This window comes from Lacunisphaera limnophila, from assembly GCF_001746835.1.
In the GTDB taxonomy this organism is placed as follows: Bacteria; Verrucomicrobiota; Verrucomicrobiia; order Opitutales; family Opitutaceae; genus Lacunisphaera; species Lacunisphaera limnophila.
Genome location: NZ_CP016094.1, coordinates 3,516,546 through 3,537,466, shown reverse-complemented (window position 1 = coordinate 3,537,466; position 20,921 = coordinate 3,516,546). Strand labels below are relative to the sequence as shown.

The 20,921-nt window shown below is 55.4% G+C and carries 18 protein-coding genes; all 18 read left to right on the top strand.

What is annotated here, in order from left to right; genetic code table 11:
• Positions 1–98 precede the first annotated feature (98 nt).
• The 18 genes from Verru16B_RS14775 (at position 99) to Verru16B_RS14710 (ending at position 20,892) form a co-directional block, all read left to right on the top strand.
• A complete protein-coding gene (locus Verru16B_RS14775) occupies positions 99–1,175 on the top strand; it encodes a GDP-mannose 4,6-dehydratase (RefSeq protein WP_069963000.1) in 1,077 nt (358 codons plus the stop codon).
• A 199-nt stretch (positions 1,176–1,374) separates the two neighbouring features.
• Positions 1,375–2,454 carry an NAD-dependent epimerase/dehydratase family protein gene (locus tag Verru16B_RS14770; protein WP_069962999.1) on the top strand — a complete coding sequence of 360 codons (1,080 nt, stop codon included), beginning with the start codon at positions 1,375–1,377 and terminating at the stop codon, positions 2,452–2,454.
• A 52-nt stretch (positions 2,455–2,506) separates the two neighbouring features.
• On the top strand, positions 2,507–3,220 hold the full coding sequence (locus Verru16B_RS17970; protein ID WP_083270383.1) for an exosortase-associated EpsI family protein: 714 nt from the start codon (positions 2,507–2,509) through the stop codon (positions 3,218–3,220).
• Between the two features lie 112 nt (positions 3,221–3,332).
• Complete coding sequence (locus Verru16B_RS14765; protein ID WP_069962998.1) at positions 3,333–3,803, top strand: NanQ anomerase/TabA/YiaL family protein; 471 nt, start codon at positions 3,333–3,335, stop codon at positions 3,801–3,803.
• 1 nt (position 3,804) lies between these two features.
• The gene (locus tag Verru16B_RS14760; protein WP_069962997.1) at positions 3,805–4,581 is read left to right on the top strand and encodes an HpcH/HpaI aldolase family protein; all 777 of its coding nucleotides are present in this window, start codon (positions 3,805–3,807) and stop codon (positions 4,579–4,581) included.
• Between the two features lie 41 nt (positions 4,582–4,622).
• Positions 4,623–5,318, top strand: coding sequence for an acylneuraminate cytidylyltransferase family protein (locus Verru16B_RS14755; RefSeq protein ID WP_218918787.1), 696 nt, complete (start codon positions 4,623–4,625; stop codon positions 5,316–5,318).
• A complete protein-coding gene (locus Verru16B_RS14750) occupies positions 5,315–7,021 on the top strand; it encodes a hypothetical protein (protein WP_157772434.1) in 1,707 nt (568 codons plus the stop codon). The genes Verru16B_RS14755 and Verru16B_RS14750 overlap by 4 nt, the downstream gene beginning before the upstream one ends.
• The gene (locus Verru16B_RS14745) at positions 7,018–7,836 is read left to right on the top strand and encodes an FkbM family methyltransferase (protein WP_069962995.1); all 819 of its coding nucleotides are present in this window, start codon (positions 7,018–7,020) and stop codon (positions 7,834–7,836) included. The genes Verru16B_RS14750 and Verru16B_RS14745 overlap by 4 nt, the downstream gene beginning before the upstream one ends.
• Before the next feature lie 98 nt (positions 7,837–7,934).
• Positions 7,935–9,302, top strand: a complete 1,368-nt coding sequence (locus tag Verru16B_RS14740) for a lipopolysaccharide biosynthesis protein (RefSeq protein WP_157772433.1) — start codon at positions 7,935–7,937, stop codon at positions 9,300–9,302.
• Positions 9,286–10,104 carry a 6-hydroxymethylpterin diphosphokinase MptE-like protein gene (locus Verru16B_RS17965; RefSeq protein WP_083270382.1) on the top strand — a complete coding sequence of 273 codons (819 nt, stop codon included), beginning with the start codon at positions 9,286–9,288 and terminating at the stop codon, positions 10,102–10,104. The genes Verru16B_RS14740 and Verru16B_RS17965 overlap by 17 nt, the downstream gene beginning before the upstream one ends.
• 17 nt (positions 10,105–10,121) lie before the next feature.
• The gene (locus tag Verru16B_RS18365) at positions 10,122–11,468 is read left to right on the top strand and encodes an O-antigen ligase family protein (protein WP_157772432.1); all 1,347 of its coding nucleotides are present in this window, start codon (positions 10,122–10,124) and stop codon (positions 11,466–11,468) included.
• Entirely contained in the window at positions 11,465–12,388 is a 924-nt protein-coding gene (locus Verru16B_RS17960; protein ID WP_083270381.1) for a glycosyltransferase, read from the top strand. Before Verru16B_RS18365 ends, Verru16B_RS17960 begins: the two co-directional genes overlap by 4 nt.
• A gap of 1 nt (position 12,389) precedes the next feature.
• Entirely contained in the window at positions 12,390–13,313 is a 924-nt protein-coding gene (locus Verru16B_RS17955; protein WP_083270380.1) for a class I SAM-dependent methyltransferase, read from the top strand.
• Between the two features lie 188 nt (positions 13,314–13,501).
• A complete protein-coding gene (locus tag Verru16B_RS17950; RefSeq protein WP_157772431.1) occupies positions 13,502–14,536 on the top strand; it encodes a glycosyltransferase in 1,035 nt (344 codons plus the stop codon).
• 100 nt (positions 14,537–14,636) lie between these two features.
• On the top strand, positions 14,637–15,623 hold the full coding sequence (locus tag Verru16B_RS14730; protein ID WP_157772430.1) for a glycosyltransferase family 4 protein: 987 nt from the start codon (positions 14,637–14,639) through the stop codon (positions 15,621–15,623).
• Positions 15,624–15,677: 54 nt separating this feature from the next.
• The gene (locus tag Verru16B_RS17945; RefSeq protein WP_083270377.1) at positions 15,678–16,817 is read left to right on the top strand and encodes a glycosyltransferase; all 1,140 of its coding nucleotides are present in this window, start codon (positions 15,678–15,680) and stop codon (positions 16,815–16,817) included.
• A gap of 51 nt (positions 16,818–16,868) precedes the next feature.
• Positions 16,869–18,281, top strand: a complete 1,413-nt coding sequence (locus Verru16B_RS14715; protein WP_069962989.1) for an exopolysaccharide biosynthesis polyprenyl glycosylphosphotransferase — start codon at positions 16,869–16,871, stop codon at positions 18,279–18,281.
• Between the two features lie 223 nt (positions 18,282–18,504).
• Positions 18,505–20,892 (top strand): hypothetical protein, encoded by a 2,388-nt coding sequence (locus Verru16B_RS14710; protein ID WP_157772429.1) that lies wholly within the window; start codon positions 18,505–18,507, stop codon positions 20,890–20,892.
• Positions 20,893–20,921 lie beyond the last annotated feature (29 nt).

Here is a 20,921-nt window from a genome sequence, read left to right as displayed (position 1 = left end):
GGGACTCTTCCGGGAGGAAGTGACGGGGCGAAGCTGTGCTTCGGCCCGAAACGTGAGGCTTGAATCCCGAGGCCTGAAATCTGATCTTTTGACCTAATATGGGCCGTACCACGCACAAACTCAGGTCTCAGCCGGCGCGCCGCAGCGCGCTTATCCTTGGCATCACGGGCCAGGATGGTTCCTACCTGACGGAACTGCTGATGGGCCGCGGCTATGCCGTGCACGGCTTGGTGCGGCGGTCCAGTATGTTCAACCGCGGTCGTATTGAGCACCTGCGTAACGCAGGAGGGAAGGGGAAGGGCGACCTCACGCTTCATTATAGCGATCTCACGGATGCGACCTCTTTGCGGCGGATCATCCAGAAGGTAATGCCGGCGGAGGTGTACCACCTGGCCGGGCAGAGCCATGTGGGACTCAGTTTCGAGATCCCCGAGGTGACCTGCCAGGAGAACGCCGTCGCGACCTTGGCCCTCCTCGAGATCCTGCGGGATGTCGGCTACCCGGTGCGGGTTTATCATGCCGCCAGTTCGGAACTCTTTGGCGCCCCCACGATCGCGCCGCAGAATGAGGCCACGCCTTTCAACCCGATGAATCCGTATGGCTGCGCCAAGGCCTTTGCGGCGCAGATGGTCCGGGTGTACCGGCAGGCCTACGGGCTGTTTGCCGTGAACGGCATCGCCTACAACCACGAGTCGCCGCGGCGCGGGGAGAACTTTGTCACGCGCAAGATCACGACGGGTGCGGCCCGGATTGTCGCGGGGAAGCAGAAGGAGATCTTTCTCGGCAACCTCGATGCCCGGCGCGACTGGGGCTGGGCGCCGGAGTATGTGGTCGCGATGGCGGACGCGTTGCAGGCCAAGGCTGCCCGCGACTACGTCCTGGCCACTGGACGGGATTGTTCCGTGCGCGAATTTGCCTCGGCTGCATTCGCTGAATTGGGACTGAAGCTGAAGTTCGAAGGGAAGGGCGCGAAGGAAGTGGCCCGGCGCACCGACACGGGCGCCAGCGTTCTCCGCGTGGATCCCAAATTCTACCGCCCCCTGGACAGCGTGCGGCTTGTGGGTGACGCCCGCGTGGCGAAGAAGGTCCTAGGTTGGAAGGCGAAGACGGCCGGTGCCGACGTCGCCCGCGCGATGGCGCGAGCGGACGCGGCGGGGTTGTTGGTTGATGGTTGATTGTTGTTGGGGAAATACACCGAGGCGGCCTTGAACCACGCACCTTCCCTCGGGATCTGACTAGTAACATCCAATAACGAACCACGGATTGAGTGTCTGAAAGACAGGCCCCAACAACCAATACCTAACAACTAACAACCTGCTCCGGCATCTCCCCATCAACTCACAACCAACAACCAACAACCTTCGCGCCTGTTACTTGGTAACCGGCGCGGCCGGCTTTATAGGGTCGAAGGTGTGCGAACTGTTGCTGGCGGACGGGCACACCGTGGTCGGCGTGGATAATCTGAATGATTACTATGACGTCAGGTTGAAAGACTACCGTCTTTCAAGGTTGTTGGATGTTTGTTGTCCGTTGTTGGGCTCGGATTCGAAAGTGTCCCGGTTTGCGGCTGGTTTGCCTGCTGGAGGAGATTTGTTGGCGGGGTCGAAACCAAACAACCAACAACCAGCAACCAACAATTCTGGAACGTTCACCTTCCACCACCTCGACATCGAGAACCTCACGGCTTTGGAAGAGGTTTTCAACGCGCACAATTTCACCGCCGTCTTCAACCTGGCTGCTAGGGCAGGCGTGCGGGCGAGTTTGGAGTACCCGGACCTGTACCGGCGGACGAATGTCTTTGGAGAGGAGAATATCCTGAAGTGCCAGGTGAAGTATGGTGTCCGGAAGCACGTGGTGGCCTCTAGTTCCTCGGTGTATGCGGGGTGCGCGATGCCGTTCCGGGAGGACGCCGCCCTCGGCCGGATGCAATCGCCCTATGCGGAGACGAAGCGGGCGGCGGAACTTCTGGCGCAGGAGTACCATCGGAACCACGGCCTCGATGTCACCGTCCTTCGTTACTTCACGGTGTTCGGCCCGGCCGGCCGGCCGGACATGGCGCCGTATCGTTTTGTGCACTGGGTGGCGACCGGTCAGCCGATCACGCTTTTCGGTGATGGCAGCCAGTCGCGTGACTTCACCTACGTGGACGACATCGCCCGCGGGACGATTCTCGCCGCGAAGCCTCTAGGGTATGAGGTGATCAACCTGGGTGGCGGCAACCGGCCGCTTACGATCCGTTCGATGATCACCCTGCTGGAGGGATTTCTCGGCCGCAAGGCGGTCATCGATCAGCAGCCGGCCAATCCACTCGACATGACCGACACGCAAGCCGACATCGGCAAAGCCGGTCGGCTCCTCGGTTGGAGGCCGCTCGTTTCCCCCGAGAATGGTTTCCGAAAGACGATTGATTGGTATGTGGCGAATCGGGATTGGCTGAAGGGGATCGGCTCATGAGGGGGAAACGGATATCTCAGCGCAGAACTGACGTGCCTAGCGAAACACTTTCATGACAAATGGAACTAAGGTTAGCCTAGGGCTTGCGGGACTCGTCCTGTTGGCCGGCCTGGCCCTAGTCGTGGTTGGCTCCCGGCCGCCGCCGGAGCGTACATTCAAAGGCAACGTCAAGGATCTGCTACCGAAACCCGAGGAAATTCCGGGTTGGACCGTCGAGTATCTCCCAATCGCTGACACCCCGGAGATGAAAGCTAAAGTAAGCGAGTTGCTCAATTACGACGACGCATTGTTTGCGGTATACACAAAGGGTCCGGAGAGATTATCTGTATATATCGCTTATTGGGCGCCTGGAAAGATGTCCCACCGCTTGGTGGCCGGACATACTCCTGACGTTTGCTGGGTCAGGGCTGGCTGGGATATTGTGGAGGCGAAAACTTGGGAACCGGCATTGGGCGACCGGAAGGCAGCAAGTGGACCGCTCGCGCAAGTCCTGGATCGAATCACGCCTCTCATGCAGGCAACCGCCTACCGGCGACCGACAACTATCAAAGCTGAAAACCTTCCGCCCGCCGAGTATCGGGTCATGCATAAGGGTGACAGAACTGAGAATGTTGCATTCTGGCACATACTTGATGGCGCAGCCAAGAGTTATGGAACTCGCGGATCGCCACCATGGCATGCAATGTTCACGGACTTATTTTCTCGAAGCCTAGATCAGCAGCCTGAGCAGTTTTTTATCCGAATCTCTGCTGACAAGTTGCTTTAGATTCCAGCTGCACGGCAACTCTAGGTAAAATTCAGGTTCGGCGAAGCGACTACTTGCAATTGATAGCTCTAATACAGGGGAAACCAGTTACACCACGATAACCAATACGATCATGATCCACGGAAAATTAAACACCCCGGAAAGCCACGCTTTCTTGCTCGATAACCCGGCCTGGAAGCTGGCTTTCGACTGGTTACATACCGTCACCCCGGCCACGCCGTTGGGCATCACTCAGCTGCAGGGTGAGGATATCTATGTCAACGTGATGACCTACCAGACCCTGCCGGCGGAGCAATGTCGGTACGAGACTCACCGCAAGTATGTGGATCTTCAATACACGATCACCGGGGCCGAGATGATCGACTGGCTGGACCGGAGCGAGTTGCTGCCGGACGGCGGATTCGATGAGGCCAAAGACCTGCAATTCTACCAGCCGGTGCCCACCTTGTCTCGGGTGCACATGCTGCCGGGTTGCTTCGCCATATTTTATCCGACGGATGCCCATCGTCCGAAAGTATCCGACACCCGCCATGGCGAAGTCTTCAAGCTAGTGGTAAAGATGAACCTCAAACTCGTTTCCTAACATGCGTAACCTCAAACAGGCCCTGGCCAACAACGACACAATCGTCGGCACCTGGTGTAATTCGGGCAGTCCGATCATCGCCGAGCTGCTGGCCTCCTGCGGCTTCGATTATGTGTGCGTCGACGTCGAGCATTCGGCCGTCGATCTCCCGCAGACGCAGCAGCTCTTCCAGGCCATCACCGCCGGCAGTCCCAACTGCGCACCGATGGTGCGGCTCCACGGCGTGGATTACTCGCTCGTGAAGCGTTACGTCGATGCCGGGGCGAGGGGAGTGGTCTGCCCCCTGATCACGACCAAGGCCGAGGCGGAGTTGCTGGTCTCGGCCGTCAAATACCCGCCGCACGGCAAGCGTGGCGTCGGTTTCTGTCGGGCCAACCGGTTTGGACTGCGTCTGGCCGAGGAATTCGTGGCGGCCAACGAGGAGGTCCTGATCGCCGTGCAGATCGAGCACATCGACGCGGTGAACAACATCGACGAGATTCTCAGTGTGCCGGGGGTGGATGCCGTCTTCATTGGGCCCTATGACCTCACGGCCTCCATGGGTATCACCGCCCAGTTCGAACATCCGGACTACCTCGAGGCGCGGGATCGCATCCTGCAGGCCTGTCAGAAACACAAGATTGTGGCTGGCATTCATGTCGTGCAGCCCAACACCGAGGAGCTGCTCAAGCGGTCGGCGGAAGGCTACCGCTTCCTCGCCTACAGCCTCGACATCACCATGCTGATGCACACCTGCACCGCCGGCGTGGCCCAGCTGCGCAGCTTTCTTGCGAAGTAATTCCTCTCAACCCCGCCGAAACCCACTGTATCCTCCCTACCATGAAGCATAAACTCGTCGCCCTGCTCCCGATGAAAGCCCACAGCGCCCGGGTAAAGGGCAAGAACTTTCGTCCTTTCGCCAACAAGCCGCTCTTCCGGTGGATTCTCGACACGCTTGTGGCGATGCCCGAGATCGACCGGGTCGTCATCAACACGGATGCCCGTGCCATCCTGGCCGAGAACGGCCTGACCGAAACCAGCCGGGTGCTGATCCGGGACCGTGCGCCCGAGCTGTGCGGCGACATGGTCAGCATGAACAAGGTCCTGGCCGATGACCTCGCGGCCGTGGAATCCGATGCCTACCTGATGACGCACACGACCAACCCGCTGCTGAGCTCGGCAACGATCCGGGGTGCCCTGACCAAGTTCGACGCCGCCATTCTTGACGGCTCGTGTGACAGCCTATTTTCGGTCAACCGATTCCAAACGCGTTTCTACCGCGCCGATGCGTCGCCGGTGAATCACGACCCCAAGAATCTGATCCGCACGCAGGACCTCGAGCCGTGGTACGAGGAGAACTCGAACCTCTATCTCTTTACCCGCGAGAGCTTCGCTGCGACCGGCGCCCGCATCGGCCTTAAGCCCGCCCTCTTCGAGACCCCGCAGCTCGAGTCCGCCGACATCGATGACCAGACAGGCTGGAACCTCGCCGAGATCATCGCCCTCTACCACCAGATGGCGAAGGTCGGACTGTGACCCTATCCCTGATTAGTCAGCACGGGAGAAAGTTGGTTCATGCGCAATTTGCCAATCAAGCGCGGGCTTGGCGCGTGGCTGCAGTTGCCTGCCTATTGGCGTTGAACGTGACTCAGCCGGGCTGTATCACGGCCGGGCAGCAGAAATCCTTTCTGGCCGACAGCGTCGTGGCGCCGGCTGACCATCCAGGCGAGCTTCGCGCTAGCGAGGTCCCAATACGTGGTCTTTTGCCGCGCCCTGCGTTCGGCAACGATCCGCATGATACGATTCGAGCCATCCGGGGATTTCATGCCACCCGCTTGGAATGGATCTACGGGCTGAACGCGGAGTTTGTGAAAGAGGTGAAATCGTTGGGGGTTACGGTGTCTGGAGCCGTGAATACCGGGACCCAAGTGGGATTTGACCTGAGGCAAAAAGCCGAATTGAAGGACGTGTCCATCTTGGATCTGGCCGGTGAGCCGGTGCATGCGCCGTGGATGCGAGCCTGGGAAACGCCCGGTCTCTGGTTATGCGTTAACAATCCGAAGGTGCGGGCCGCCTATCTTGACGCCCTGAAACAGATGGTGGACCTGGGGGTGCAGGATATCCAACGAGACGACCCGGCGGGGAATGTTGCCGCGTTGAACTGGGGTGCCTGCTTTTGTAAGCACTGTGTTGACGAATTCGGGCGATATCTTTCCGACAAACCCGCGGAGATGAAGCCGGTCACAGGGCAGCTTCCGGGCGCTGCTTTTAACTATCGGGAGTATCTGGTTGCGCAAGGGGCCCCGGTTGGGGACGCCTTTGCGAACTACGATGGTGGCCAGCTGAAGAAGCTATTTGGGCAGTACCAGGAACAATCCACGATTGAGTTTCACCGCTGGTGGCGGGAGGAGCTGAATCGCTATGCGGGCCGAACCATCACGATCTCAGCAAATGTCGTCGCGCTACCGAACGACAAGGTGGCCCAAGAGTTTGATTTCTGGCTGGGTGAGTTGCCCATGCGTCTGGCCACACCCGAAGGCTTGAAATCGATCTCCCGTCAGGCGCGCGGCCGGCAGATTCTTACGATGCCGCTGCATACATCTGCGCCCGTCGAGCCGCTGAGTTGGATTGCCCTGACGAGGCGTACGCTGGCGACCGCTTATGCCCACGGTATGCTGATGGAAGCCCCTTGGGATACGTATCTGCCGCCGCCCTGGGCGGATCGCCACTACGGCGATCCCGCCGACTTTGCGGATCTTTATGCGATGGTCCGGGCGTCATCCGTGTATTTGGACGGCTACGAGGAGACGCCGCCTGAGGGCACGATTTCATCAGCGAGCCCCACCGCTGGCGCGCCGACTGAGGTCACTGTACCGGATGCGCAGGTCTATGCAGTAACGAGGGTCAAGCCCGGCGACCGGGCCGCCCCGGTGGTAGTGCATCTGGTCGACTGGGCGGATGAACCTCATTCCTTCCGCCTCAACCTGCCTGCGCATCGGATTTTTTCCGGGCGCCCCTTCCGCGCTGAGCTGATCGTACCGAAAACCTACGATGCCGCCGCCCACGAGAGGGCATTCACCAGTGGTGGGTACGAGCCCTTGGTCGAACGGTTGGAACTGCCGCTGGCTCCGGATGGTGGTCTTGTCCTGCCGCCGCTGCATCCGTGGGGCATCCTGGTGTTGAGCAGGTCAGATCTGGATAAAACCGCGGTCCCCGCGGGAAAATCAAATTTGCCATGAGAAACCTAATCAAGAAAGGACTGCAAACACTGCTGGGGGAAAGAGGGGCTGCTGGCTTGATCCGCAGGTTGAAGGGACAGCCGCGTACATTCGCCGAGGCCGATCTCATCTACGATTATTTTCTGGAGAGGCGCACTCCGGGCGTGATGGTGGATGTGGGCGCGCACTTCGGGGAATCCTTTTTGCCGTATCTCGCCAAGCGGTGGCGGATTTTGGCGTTCGAGCCGGATTCCAAGAACCGGACCAGGCTGCTCGGCAACGCCCGAGCCGAGGATATTCGGCTTTTCCCGGTGGCCGTCTCCGATCACGAAGCCGAAGAGGTCGCGTTCTTCGCCAGTGATGAATCCGACGGGATATCAAGCCTGTCGGCCTTCCGACCCACCCACCACGAAACCGAGCGAGTTCGCATCTGCACCCTGCGGCGGGTGCTGGCCGAAGAAGGGGTCGAGCAGGTTGAATTCCTGAAAATAGACACGGAAGGTCACGACTTATTTGTCCTGAAGGGTTTTCCATGGGAGAATATTCGCCCGCAGGTCGTGCTGTGCGAATTCGAGGACATCAAGACGGTTCCCTTAGGCTACGATTATCGGCAAATGGGTGACTACCTGGTCGACAAAGGCTATGTGGTTTTTCTTTCCGAGTGGGCGCCGATTGCGCGTTACGGAGTCACGCATACATGGAAAAGCTGGCGCCGCTATCCCTGCACTCTTTCCGATTCCATGGCATGGGGTAACTTTGTTGCCTTTAAGCCGGGCAGCTCAATGCAAGCGGTCGAGGAGTACCTGAGCACCATCGTCGAAGGACGAATTCGTTGAGACTAGTTATCTATCGTCTTTGGGATTCTCCCACGTTCACCACGTGGGCAAGCTTTGCTGTCCGCACCCTGAACCTGGTTTTGGTGCTACCCTTGGTGTTGCACCGCTTCTACCCGGCGGAGATTGCGCTCTGGCAGGTATTCTCGGTGCTGATCGGACTACAGATGCTTGCTGAGCTCGGATTTGGGAGCACGTTTGCACGTCTGGTTGCCTACGCCATGGGTGGAGCGGCAGATCTGAATGGTAGCGGTGGCCTTGGCCAGGAGCATGGAACAAAGAATCCCAACTGGCTGCTGCTAGGGCGCATCTGTGGGACGATGCGATTCATCTATGACCGCCTCAGCATATTTTTGGCGGCTCTACTCGTCGTGGGTGGCACGTTGGCGCTTTTTCGCCGAGTAGAGGCCTTAGACGATGGAAGCAGCCTGCTAGTGGAGTCCGGGCGCCACCTGACAACTCCAGTCGAGGCTTGGCTAGCCTGGGGCTGCATAGTCTTTTCGACCGTCATCTATTTTCGGAACAACTGCTACGGGGCCTTTTTACAGGGAACGAACCATGTGGCCCTGTCGCGACGCTGGGAGTCTGCATACGGCTTCCTTTCAATACTGACCAGTTTCGCCACCTTGATACTTGGCGGTGGTTTGCTCGGCCTTGTTTTGGTCACCCAACTCTGGGTGCTGCTATCCGCGTGGCAGGGGCATCGTTTGGCCCGAATGGTCTTTGGCGGGCGCTTTCGTGCGTTTCCGCCCGCTGCCTTTGATCGCGAGATATTCGCCTTTGCTTGGAGCCCCGCTTGGAGGGCTGGCCTTGGCGCATTCATGTCGTTCGGCCTGGTCCAGATCAGCGGCCTCCTTTATGCCCAGTCTGAAGATACGGTGGCTGTTGCGTCTTATCTTCTAGGCTTACGCTTGGTTCAGACCATCAGTCAGATCTCACAGGCGCCGTTCTACAGCAAGTTACCCATGCTGTCGCGGTTGTGGGCACAGCAGAAGGTGGGCGAACAAGTAGCGCTGGCGCAGCGTGGAATGAGTTGGGCATATTGGTCGTTTGTCATCCCATTCATTCTGCTCGGACTGATCGCACCCGCACTCCTCGATTTCATCGGAAGCCAGACACCGTTTCCGGATCCGACACTGTGGGGATTGTTAGGCGCTGCTTTCTTGTGCGAAAGATATGGGGCCATGCATCTGCAACTCTATAGCACCACAAACCACATCGTTTGGCATATTGCCAACGGAGTGACCGGATTTATCTTTGTGGCCGTATCCTTGTGGCTCTTCCCTGAAATGGGCGTGGCCGCTTTGCCCATGGGTATGCTCATCGGGAATTTGACCTTTTATTGCTGGTACAGCGCGCGCCTTTCCCATTGCAAATTCGCTCTGCAATGGCCGTCGTTTGATACTCATGCCGTGGGTTGGCCAGCTCTCTGCCTTGGTATCTACCTTCTATATGTCTTCCAATCATAACCCCGACCATACGCTACAGGGTGTTCGAGCTCAGCGTCCCACAATCAACCCCTATAGATATGCACTGAGACAGGTGATCGACAGAATGATATGGGATCTAGGGACTGAATCATTCCGTTCCCGAAAGAAATTACATAACTGGAAAGACCGGTTTCCAGGCAAGGGGGCTGTAATTGCATGCAACGGTCCCAGTTTACTGAGAACTGATCTATCATTGCTCGATGGTGTATTCACTTTCGGTTTAAATAAAATCAACCTTCTGTTTGAGAAAAACAAATTTCGACCAAGTTGCATTGTCGCTGTTAATCCTCTCGTAATTGAACAAAACGCCGATTTCTACAACGAAACGGAATTACCCCTGTTTATTGATGGCGTCGGACGAACTCACATTCGGTCACGATCAAATGTGGCCTTCCTTCACTCATCCAGTCAGCCAAAGTTAGCGCGAGATTGCACTATTAGCATCAACCAAGGTTATACAGTCACAACCGTCGCGCTGCAATTAGCGTTTCATATGGGATTTCGTAAAGTTGCGCTTGTAGGGTGCGACCATAATTTCGCAACGAAGGGACCAGCTAACAAAGTGGTGGTATCAGGCAGTGAAGATGCGAGTCATTTTGATCCACGCTATTTTTCCGGAGGTCAAAAATGGCAATTACCTGATCTAGCAGGAAGCGAGTTCTTCTACTCCATGGCGCAGGACATGTTCTGCGCTCATGGGGGTAGCATTACCAACTGCACGGACGGGGGTAAGTTGGAAATATTTCCACGTGAGAATCTAACCAGTTGGCTCGCTAGATAGTCAGAATACACACAAACATGAATTCGGCTTTCGATTCAAGGTCTACCGTTTCGTGGAAACTGCGATATCTTGTCTCCTATGCATTGATAGCATTGGCGCTGTGCCTGGTGACGATACCTGTCAACTCAGGGATTCCGATGCTCAGAGCACTTGCGCATGGTTCGCTCTTCATAGGCGCAGGATTATTGGTGATCGGAAACATACAGAAATATGAACTCAAGGCAGTGTATATTGTATCTTTCTTTGGTTTAGCTTCGTTGGCTTTTCATATCATATCCGCTCAATCAGATTGGCGGACATCTTTGATGGCGATAAGAGAGCTTTTATTGGTGCCCCTGGTGGCGTACCTAGCTGGGTTAAGCATGTCGAAAAGTCGTGGCTATAACTTGGCATTCATTTTTATGCCAGTCGGGTTGCTTAACCTTTATACTGCTTATAAATCATTTACTGGCTTTGCCCGAACGTACGTCCCTGAAGTAGCCGGATGGGTCGGTGGTGGTGAGCGAATGACGTTTCATTATTTAGACTCCACATCAGTGATATTTGTCACTGGATTGGTTCTACAAGCATCCCCATTTTTGATATTTGGTCTTTGGGTAATTGCTGGTGCATGGTTATCTGGTTATGCTAATACCGCCTGGGCGCGCTGTCTAAAGTGGATAGGCGTCACAATCGGCATTGCCTGCGTAGTAGGGTACTTCGCACTTTGCGTTTTCATGGGTACGCGCGGTGGTTTAGTTGCGTACGCCGTTGCTATAGCACTAACATGGGGGATCGCTTTGAGAAAATCCATATCATTGATTTTCGTAGGCTGCGCTTTCGCCGTAGCTATTCTCGCGACCATCGTTTTTACGTCCGACAAAATATCGAACCAGCTTGGTCTCAGTAACTATATTGAACGATTTAGCTACCGCGAGATGGGGGATCGCACCATTTCAGGAAGAAGCGAGATTTGGGCAGAGCATGCTGTCGATCTAATGAACACCTTCTGGGGGAGTGGGTATCTGACCGATTTTGACGTCAAAGGCTATTCGTCTCACAATGCCTATTTATCCTTGGCATCGGAAGTAGGGGTCCCTTTCGGGCTACTCACGTTAGTTGTTGCGACCAGTTTCGGGCTAAGCGCCGTTAGATCGACTTTTGAAACAATTGAACCAATCGAGATAGCCTGCGCGGCCGCCATATGGGGGATTCTGCTATATTGTTTAATCGAATCAGTAGTGGCGACTGGTTATGTGATGGTGCCAATACTATGTATGATTGCCGGTACGCTAAAGGGAAGAAGCGGGCAGCGTAGAAGGGCGCGCGATGTATCGAATCGCGAGGCAAGCAAGACCGGTATGTTCAGGCTAATCAGGAAATGAGTCCGCATATTACGGTTTGTCTACCAAACCTAAACGCGGGCGAATATATTGAAGAGAGAATCAATAGTATATCGGCGCAGACCTTTGGGAATTATGAAGTCATCATCAACGATGGGTATTCAAACGATGGCAGCTTTGAGGAGCTCACTAAATACGCCAAGCGCGACAAGCGGGTTCGAATACTGCAATCACCGCCGCTTGGAATTTACGATGGTTGGAACCGGTGCATTCTAGAATCCACTGGGAAATGGATCTATATTGCCACGAGTGATGATACTATGCATCCGCGTTGTTTGGAGATGCTGAATCAGTCTGCATCTAAAAATATTGAAGTAGTAACTTCCAAGCCTTGGCAAATCGACGAGTTTGGGGAAAGCTCAATACTAGATATAGAGTTTATCCGCCGCCTTTCTGCGCGCAGGCGCATCGCATCAGGATTGATTGATACGAGAAGGGAGTTTCGGGCCGGACTTTGGCAAAGCACGCCGAGTATGTCTCTAACGCAGATGCTGATTCGGCGCGACGTATTCGACAAAGCAGGTTTTTTTCCTGAAGATCTGGGGGGATTCGGTGACTATCTTTGGCAGATGAGAATGCTTCAGCGATGCCAGGTGTACTATGTGGCCCGCAAGCTTGGGAGTTGGCGGAGACATGATAAGCAATCCACTACAAGCAGACGGGAGGACCTCCTGTTGGCACGCGCACAAATAGCGCAGCGAATCTTCTCCGAGGGATGCAACTATTTAGACGAAGTTACTCAACGGGCTTTCGCTTACTGCCTATATACTGCCGGTATACTGTCAGTGAATATCTCCCTCGCGGAGGCTGCTGAGTACCTAGCCGTATTGGTGAAACGACGGTCTCTCGCCAAAAAGATAGTAACTAGGATAGAGCTATTTACCGAACTCCGGATTTTATGAAATGAGAACCATCAAGAAATACTGCCGGCCGTTGTGGCATATTCTCCAAATGCTATATGTTGCCTATTATGCCCGAAAGGTGCGGGCTGATAAATTCCTGCGATTTGCCAAGCCTGGACATTATTACTCGCCCATACCCTCGGAGTTGGATGTCCAGCGCGCGGCGTGCACCCGGAGTGAAAATGCCGATCGCACCTTCACGGATTTACGTCTCCCAAGTGACAGTCATGAGTCGCTATGGCAAGAATTGAAGGCACTTACTCACGGCAGCTCGCATGGTTCCGAAACAGCAAAACGATTTGAACCAAACAATTCATTTTATAGCGGATTAGATGCCTATGTATGTGAAGCGATCATCACGAAGCTGAAGCCACGAAGGATTATCGAGATCGGATCGGGCTATTCCTCGGCTTTGATGCTTGATGCGGTAGCCGAAGCAGGACTCGCAGTTGATTTCACCTTCGTTGATCCGGACCCGGTACGTTTAAAAATGCTTTTGCGGGAGTCGGATTGGAAAAGATCCCGCATCCATACGCAAATTGTTCAAGAGGTGGATCGATCACTGTTCGAAAAACTGGAAGAGAACGACATCCTATTTATTGATTCTTCGCATGTCTCGAAATGCGGAAGCGATGTGAACTACTTGCTTTTTGAGATTCTACCGCTGGTACAGAAAGGCGTTTGGATTCATGTGCATGATATTCCGTGGCCGTTCGAATATTCCGCGGAGTGGCTAGCGGACGGACGAGCCTGGAACGAAGCTTATCTGGTGCGGGCGTTTCTGACCAATAACGACAGCTACCGGATTCGCTTTATGAACGCCTGGTTCATGCAGGCACATCCCGATAAAATCCGGGAGGTCGGGCTGCCCAGCGCCGCACAGGCATCTAGCCTTTGGATTCAGAAGACCGGGTCTAACGGCTAATATGCCACGAGCTGCGATGGATAGCTGCACTGTAACGCATAGCACAATTTTCCCCAGGGACTACATCCACAATGAGTGACAAATCGCTGGCCCCACTAGTTGTCACCATCTGTCATGAGTCGCCTTGGCGACTTTCCGGAGGCGGTGTAGAGACTAAAGCAAAGCTAGCCCTTTTATCCAGTGCGGGCATGCGTTCTGTGCCGGTAGTGTGGCAATGGTCTCACGAAAAGCCCTATTCCGGTGATTCGACGATCCTCATGCGGAAGCGGACTGCATGGGAGGCGCCGTTGGCCCACGTGCTAAAACCCAGCCCTATCGCGGTAAGGGTAGTGGCAATCGACGATGTGCGTAAATTGGCGGCACGAATCCAGGATGGATCATCTCCAGCGGCACGTCGGATTGTGGTTTGCGACGGATTGCATGGGATTGATTTGGCGCATGCGTTGGCGGGCGCTCTGAACGCCCGCCTGGTGTACCGCTCCCATAATATTGAGGCCCATCATCGCCAGATCCAGATATGGCTAGGGTCGCGATTCAGCCCCGTGAATCTGTTAAACGCATTAAAGTTTTCCCGCTGGGACAAGTGGGCGCGAGAGGTTGCCGATATAACTGCTGAAATATGCGAGGAAGATATTGCCTGGGAGAAGCAGTGGATGGCAGGCAAACGGGTTGTGGTGCCACCGATTATACCTAAGGCAGGGGACATCGATAAGTTGAGTTATCAATGCGACATCGCATTTGTCGGGTCGCTGGATAACGCCATAAATGTAGAGGGACTCAGATTTCTGAGCGCGGAGCTAATGCGGAATTATCCCCACCTGCGCCTAGGCGTGTTTGGTGCGGCCAGCGAACGCTCAATTGCCTACTGGAGGAGTCGACTTCCAGATTGTCTGTTCATTCCCAACTTCAACAACTTCAACGATATTATAGAATTAGCCCCGGTCGTTGTGAATCCGGTTCTCCGTTCATCTGGAGTAAACATTAAAACGTACGAGGCGCTCGCGAATGGAGCGCTTGTGGTTGCAACCAAGGCGGGCCAACGTGGTTGCAAGCAGGCACGTGCCATAGGACAGTTGTTTGATCTGGGATCGACAGATCTAAACGAGATCGTAGCGCGGGCAAAAAGAGATGGTATTCAGGGAGTACGGGCTCGCCGCAAGCGTTTCCAAGACACCATCGCGGGGCCGGCCGAGGCGGCCTATCTTAGTTTATTTAATGAGTGAGCTGATATACGACGGCCGGCACTGGAGAAAAGGTGGGATAGGGGAGGTGATCTGTGTTCATCTCGATGCGATAGCTAGCGCAAGCAACCTGGCTCATGTTATGATTCTGGTCTTGCCGGACGATTGTGCTCGGGCCCGCGAGCGATGGCCAGCCCTGCAGATCATCGCGGCGCCATCGCTGTTCTCAGTGGGAGAACAGCTTTTCTTTGGTTGGTACGCATCACTCGGGTATCGGTTTATATCGCCATACCTGACCTTTCCGTTGATGGCGCCCGAGCGCACCATACTGTGGGTTCACGATTTTATCTGGGTAAAGTATCCCCGGTATGCGTCCTCAAAAATGGCTTGGTTGTATTTCTCCATCATGCAACTGCTAGCTCACCTGTTCGTGGACCGGAAAGTGTATATCTCAAGGTTCACCAAGATGGTGGCTAAGCAGCTATTTGGGACTTCGACGGGCAATGTGCTACATAACCCGGTCCGTATCGTGGCGGGCAAACTTCGCAGCGGCTGCACTCCAGATCCAGGACCGGCCAAGGTGCTGTATATGGGCACTTGGAAGAAATGGAAACGGGTGCCATTGTTGCTTGGGGCCCACAATCTGCTAACTCGAGCGTATCCCAAGCCTGTGATTTTAACGCTAATCGGTGGTGCAAAGACAAACAACGACGACAACATCAAGTCCCTGGCTGCTGAGGCGATAAAAGCGGGCTTAATACGCGAATTGGGCTACGTTGATGCAGCGTCCTGGAGAGACGAACTAGCAGCATGCGATGTCGTGGTCGTTCCGTCGGCTATGGAGGGATTTGGGCTGCCACTGATCGAGGCTCTTGGTGCCGGGAAGCGTGCGGTTGCAGCCGCAGGAACCGTGGCGGAGGAACTCGTGGGCCCATTGGCGACATATTTTTCAGAGCCGACTCCAACTGCACTGGCGGCAGCAATCGAGCATGCACTTCAGTTGGGGCCACTCACCAAAGAGGAACTTGGTCAGGCCGCAATTTGCTGCCAGTATTACAGCGTACAGGCACATCAAGAAAGGTTTCTCCGGATCTTGAACGAAGCGCAGGTAGAATCTTTGGTAATTTAATAGCCAAATGACAGCCGAAGGGCATCAAGTGATATCAATCGCATTACCCTAAAAATGATAAGTAGACGAATCAGGATAGTTCACGTCACAAAAGGAGGCGGGGGGCTGGATGTGTATGTTAAGAATATCCTAGGCCATATATCCTCTGCCCGTTTCGAACAAATTGTTATCTGCAATGAGCGGCACGGCGACATGTACAAATGGTGTCAGGCCTCTGGAATTCGAGTAATCCATGCGGAAATCGTTCGTGAAATACATCCGCTGCACGATTTGAGAACCGCGTTGCATTTGCGCAAGCTGCTCAAAGCGCTGAAGCCTGATGTGATCCATTTGCACAGTTCTAAGGCGGGAGCTCTTGTTCGTCTAATCTGCCCGTTTCGGCGAAAACAGATCATCTATACACCGAATGCTTCGGCATATTTAGGGGCCACGGGGATAAGGCGTTTCATCTATCTTGGCATAGAGTCCTTGCTGGCTCCGATGACCGGGCTGCTGTTGGCAAGTTCGGATTCAGAAATGCGGTCTCTGCGCACAGATCTCTTTCTTCAACCACGCTCGCTGAAGTATTTCTATAACAGCTTAGATGTAGGCGAAATTGAAAAGCTGAATTTACCTGAAGCAGACAGTTCGCAAGGCACACGTATTGTCTGCGCCGCCCGGTTGATTTACCAAAAGAATCCGCACATGCTTGTACGCGTGGCAAGGCGGGTGCGGGAGGAGCAACCGGAGGCCACCTTTCATATTCTAGGAGCAGGTCTGGATGATTTTCTCGGGGACGATATTCGACGGGAAATTGAAAAGTGGGACTTAAATCAGACATTCTTTATCCATGACTGGATGTGCAAGGCGGACGCTTTGCGCTTTGTTGCTGAGAGCTCTATTGCGGTTTCCACGGCGGTGTTTGAGTCATTCGGTTTCTTTGTGGCCGAAGCGCAGGCTTTGGGGAGGCCGATCGTTGCGACCAGAGTCTTGGGCATCGAGGACGTCGTTGATGACACTCACAGTGGTTTTCTGGTGGCGTCGGACGACGACAACGCGATGGCTGAGAAGATTCTGGTGCTCATTCGAAATCCCGAATTACGTAGATCCATGGGGTTGGCCGGGAGGTCTTTTGTGAAAAAGAAATTTTCAATCAAACACACCGCTCCTCAGATCGAGAAGGAATACGCCAATATCGCCGGTGAAATCGATTGAACAAATTGGCGAAGCGCGTTTTGTAGAGCTTTTTCTGGATAAACATCCTTCATGTTTGTACAACGTTTACGGGGTCTGATCAATCTCCACATCCTGGCCACTATGGGCATGGCTTTGGGCTTGATGGCGGGCTATGCCGCGCTTCTGCCGTTCCTACCGTATATCGATCTAACCCTCACTATCAACCTGATGCCGTACTACCTGTGCGTGGCCCTCGGGATGATGTTCAGTGGCAGGTTCGTTCAGCAGTTGGTCGGACGTTTTCACCGGTTGACCTGGGCGGACGCAGCCTGGCTGGCGACACGCCAAATCGGCGTGGTCGTGCTCGTGGTCTTCGCCTTCATGTTCGCTTTCAAAGATCGGAGCCTGAGCCGCCTTTTCATGGGCACCTATCTCGTGGTGGCCTGGCTCGCATTGATTTTTCTGAATCATACCCTGCCCAGGATGCTCTCGTGGCTGTTCTTCGAGCACGCCCGGCGGGTGCCAACACTCTTCGTCGGCCGCCTCGGCAGCCTTGAACACCTGAAGGGTTGGTTGGCGACCAAAGAGGTGCTCGGGCTACACCCGGTTGGGTTCCTGAGCCTCGATGGCGCGCCTGCCGTTGCGACCATGCCCCCGTTTTTGGGCGAACTTCCCGATCTCGGCCAACGGATCGAGGACACCGGGGCTGGGCAGGTGGTCATGCTGGAGATCCCGCGCAACCAACCCGAGGGACGGTATGTGATCGAGGCGTGTCAGAACAAGGGGGCTCGGCTGCTCATCTACAGTAACCTCGCGGAGCAACTACGTCACCCATTGGTGACCGTGAATGAGGAAGGCCACCAGTTCTATACATTACAGGAAGAACCGTTGGAGGATCCCTTCAATCGGATCCTCAAGCGCAGCTTCGATATCGCGATTGCCCTTCCGGTGGTGATGTTTTTCCTCCCGCCCCTGATCGTGCTAGTCTGGCTCATGCAGCGCTTGCAGGCACCCGGGCCGCTGTTCCACGTCCAGGAGCGCACCGGCTATGGTCATCAACTTTTCCGGATGCACAAATTACGCTCCATGTATGCGGCCAAGCGCGATGAGTCGGCCGAGGCGCAGCAGGCCAGCAAAGGGGATGCGCGCATTTATCCTTTCGGGCGCTTCCTGCGGCGCACCAGCCTGGATGAGTTTCCCCAGTTCTGGGATGTGCTGATCGGTAACATGAGTGCCGTCGGCCCCCGTCCGCACTTGCCGGCGCACGATGAACTCTTCGCGAAACAACTCAGTGCCTATCGCACGCGCTTTTTCGTGAAGCCTGGCATCACCGGTCTGGCCCAATCGAAAGGTTTTCGGGGTGAGATCACCGAGCCGGCTCTGCTCGAGAAGCGCATCGAGCATGACCTGGACTACATCGCCAACTGGTCTATCTGGATCGATCTGGTGATCACGGTTAAGACCATCCAGCAGATCTTGTTTCCGCCTAAATCGGCATACTGATTAAGGGGAATGAGGTTTTGTCCGCGGACGACGGACGGCTGAGGACGGACAGCATATGGCTGAGGACTAACGACGAGGCCGGACTAATGTCGTCTATCGACCTTCTGCCTCCGTCCGATTTACGCTTGGCAGGCTACGGGTTCACCCGTTCGCTCGCCAGACTTTGGAACAAAGACATGCAACGAAGGGAGTTTGGGCAGGATGCTTACTCGCTGGGGTGTTCTTGAGCGCGCTCTGCCTGCCCCAGACACTGCCGTCGACGGGCGAATTGCGAGGCAAAAGACCAGGGATCGATAGCGGACTGGACGCCATTCGCTTTGCGCGAACCGAGCTTGCCGCGGAGGCGCGAGGCGAGTGGGTGCGTTTGCGGAGCGTGGATTTGTCCAAGGAACATGAAACGCGGCACGCGCTTCATCAGCTCCGAGCGGCTGGCTGGCGCACCTGCATGATGCTCCGTCTTTCGGTCAAGGATTGGAAAACGAAATACCTGCCGGAGGATCTCCGGGAGAGCTATACGCATAGCAGAAAGCTCGGGGTCGCGTTCGGCGATCTCATGGATGCCTGGGAGGTCGACAATGAACCGGATCTCGGATTCGTGCCGGAATTGCCTGAGCGTTATGCCGCTTTTCTGAAAACCTACTGGCTGGGGCTGAAGGAGGGAATCAAAGAGGCAAAGGCAAAACCTGAAACCGGAAACCTGAAACCTGAGTTTTCCAGCCAGGATTCCGACCTGCACGCACCAGCTACTTCAGGTTTCAGGTCTCAAGTTTCAGGTTTCTCAAATGTCCCCCTCGTCCTCATGGGGTCGCTCGGCCTGCCCCCGGGGCCCTGGCTCGAGCGCTTTGCCGCCAATGACGGCTTCGCCTACACTGACGGCTACAACTATCATTATTATGGGTACGCGGATGATTTTACCGGCGTGTACCGTCAGCATGAGACCGCCGTGAGGCAGCTATCGGAGGAGAGAATCCGGCTTTTAGTTTCAGCCCCCAGCACTCAACAACCAGCAACCAACACCCTCCGCAAAAAACACCTTTCCGTTTTTTTGACGGAAATCGGCTACGGCATGCTCAACAAAAAGGCGCGTAATACGAAGGAAGGTCGGTTGAGGCAGTGGCGGTGGTTTAGGTCCGTCGGCACTCAGATTAGTAAGCTCAACATTGAGGGGCCAATGGCTTTTTACCTGCTTCCTTTTCTAGAATACGACCAGAACGAGTACGGGCTGACAGTCGCGCCTGGGAGCGCCGTCGCAAGTAACAAGGTCCAAGTAACAAGTGACAAGCTCGGGCAAAGCGATGCGCCGGCTCAGGGTGATTTGCCGCGCAAATCAGCGGGTGGGATTGAATACGCTGTTGAAGATTTTGGTGTAAACAGCGCCGAAGCATGGATGGAGAAAATTGGGTCGGCTCAGGGGGGGAATGAATATACGCCGGCGCTGGCTTGGTGGATGGCCGCGCCCCGAAGCGCGGCGTTAGGAGTTAGGAGCGATGCGATGAGTGGGCTTTATACGGGTAATCGACGGACATCCCAGGAATGGGCTGTTAATGCGCCGACGCCTTCGCCGGTCGTGATCGATTTCCTGCCGGGGAAGGGCTTACAGCCAGTTAAACGGTACAATGGGCATTTCGTGGTGGGAATAACTGCCGAAGCCGAGCCAGGAGCGGCGATTTCTTCACCACCACCAACTGTCAAGCCAGCGGCCATGCCCTCACGTCCTGAGCGCAGTGAAGAGTCCATGGTGCAGATCCGCATGCAAAGCGGAAATCTCTTCGAAGTGTATCCCACGCGTTTGGTGACGCCTGCCTGGCAGCACTACCTCGAGCCCCACGACAACTTCACCGCGGCGTTTTACTGCCGGGGGGAACTGCCGTGGCGCTTGGCGGAAAACAAGCCAGCCTCCTTGGTCTTCGTTCTCTATCCCAGACAGCTCCCGCTCACCCTTGAAATTCGTCGTCCGCAGGTGCTGAAACTCGGCACGGCACTTGAAGCCCAGGATGGCGCAGTGACGGGCGGAGCGCGTCGCTACGGGCAAGGCCAGTTAGTGTTGTACAATTACTCCGATAAACAGGTGACTGGGCGACTGGAGCCGTCACCCGCTAACGCAGCCCAGGCTCCCGGCCTCAAACTGGATTTAGCAAATGAGAAGATCACACTAGCCCCTTTGGAACGACGGGTGGTTGAAATGACCCTTATAGTCCAGGCAATGGGATATGAACGGTATTCGGCGGAGGTTGTTTTCACGCCGGATGATGCCGCGATTCCGCCTGCCCGCATTGTGACCGATTTCATTCCTGATATTGGTGGCATGAAATCCTCGCAGATTGCCTCCCTGCTGCCCCCAGCCCTATCCGCGCAAGTTGACGCAAACCTGGCCTTCATCGCCAGCCGCCCGCGGGTCCCAGAAGAGGAGCGTGGCATGCTAGCCTTTTCGAACCGAATACTGGCTCCGGAGGGGGCAAAGGTTGAAAACACACCAGACGGACTGCGAATCACGTTCGCTGCGATGCCCGAGGGGAGTGTCAAAAAACGTGAGATCGAGATCCCCTGGCCGGAGGGGCTGGAGTTTGGGTCGGGGCGTTTCCTGTCGCTGGAATATCGCTTGGTGGAATAAGGGTTGTTGGCCAATCCGGATTCTCGTGG

What these genes read in the sequence shown, in the direction of transcription:
- Verru16B_RS14775 (WP_069963000.1), top strand. Translation starts at nt 99, where the DNA reads ATGGGCCGTACCACGCACAAACTCAGGTCTCAGCCGGCGCGCCGCAGC.
- Verru16B_RS17970 (WP_083270383.1), top strand. Translation starts at nt 2,507, where the DNA reads ATGACAAATGGAACTAAGGTTAGCCTAGGGCTTGCGGGACTCGTCCTG.
- Verru16B_RS14765 (WP_069962998.1), top strand. Translation starts at nt 3,333, where the DNA reads ATGATCCACGGAAAATTAAACACCCCGGAAAGCCACGCTTTCTTGCTC.
- Verru16B_RS14760 (WP_069962997.1), top strand. Translation starts at nt 3,805, where the DNA reads ATGCGTAACCTCAAACAGGCCCTGGCCAACAACGACACAATCGTCGGC.
- Verru16B_RS14755 (WP_218918787.1), top strand. Translation starts at nt 4,623, where the DNA reads ATGAAGCATAAACTCGTCGCCCTGCTCCCGATGAAAGCCCACAGCGCC.
- Verru16B_RS14745 (WP_069962995.1), top strand. Translation starts at nt 7,018, where the DNA reads ATGAGAAACCTAATCAAGAAAGGACTGCAAACACTGCTGGGGGAAAGA.
- Verru16B_RS17965 (WP_083270382.1), top strand. Translation starts at nt 9,286, where the DNA reads ATGTCTTCCAATCATAACCCCGACCATACGCTACAGGGTGTTCGAGCT.
- Verru16B_RS18365 (WP_157772432.1), top strand. Translation starts at nt 10,122, where the DNA reads ATGAATTCGGCTTTCGATTCAAGGTCTACCGTTTCGTGGAAACTGCGA.
- Verru16B_RS17960 (WP_083270381.1), top strand. Translation starts at nt 11,465, where the DNA reads ATGAGTCCGCATATTACGGTTTGTCTACCAAACCTAAACGCGGGCGAA.
- Verru16B_RS17955 (WP_083270380.1), top strand. Translation starts at nt 12,390, where the DNA reads ATGAGAACCATCAAGAAATACTGCCGGCCGTTGTGGCATATTCTCCAA.
- Verru16B_RS17950 (WP_157772431.1), top strand. Translation starts at nt 13,502, where the DNA reads ATGCGTTCTGTGCCGGTAGTGTGGCAATGGTCTCACGAAAAGCCCTAT.
- Verru16B_RS14730 (WP_157772430.1), top strand. Translation starts at nt 14,637, where the DNA reads ATGATTCTGGTCTTGCCGGACGATTGTGCTCGGGCCCGCGAGCGATGG.
- Verru16B_RS17945 (WP_083270377.1), top strand. Translation starts at nt 15,678, where the DNA reads ATGATAAGTAGACGAATCAGGATAGTTCACGTCACAAAAGGAGGCGGG.
- Verru16B_RS14715 (WP_069962989.1), top strand. Translation starts at nt 16,869, where the DNA reads ATGTTTGTACAACGTTTACGGGGTCTGATCAATCTCCACATCCTGGCC.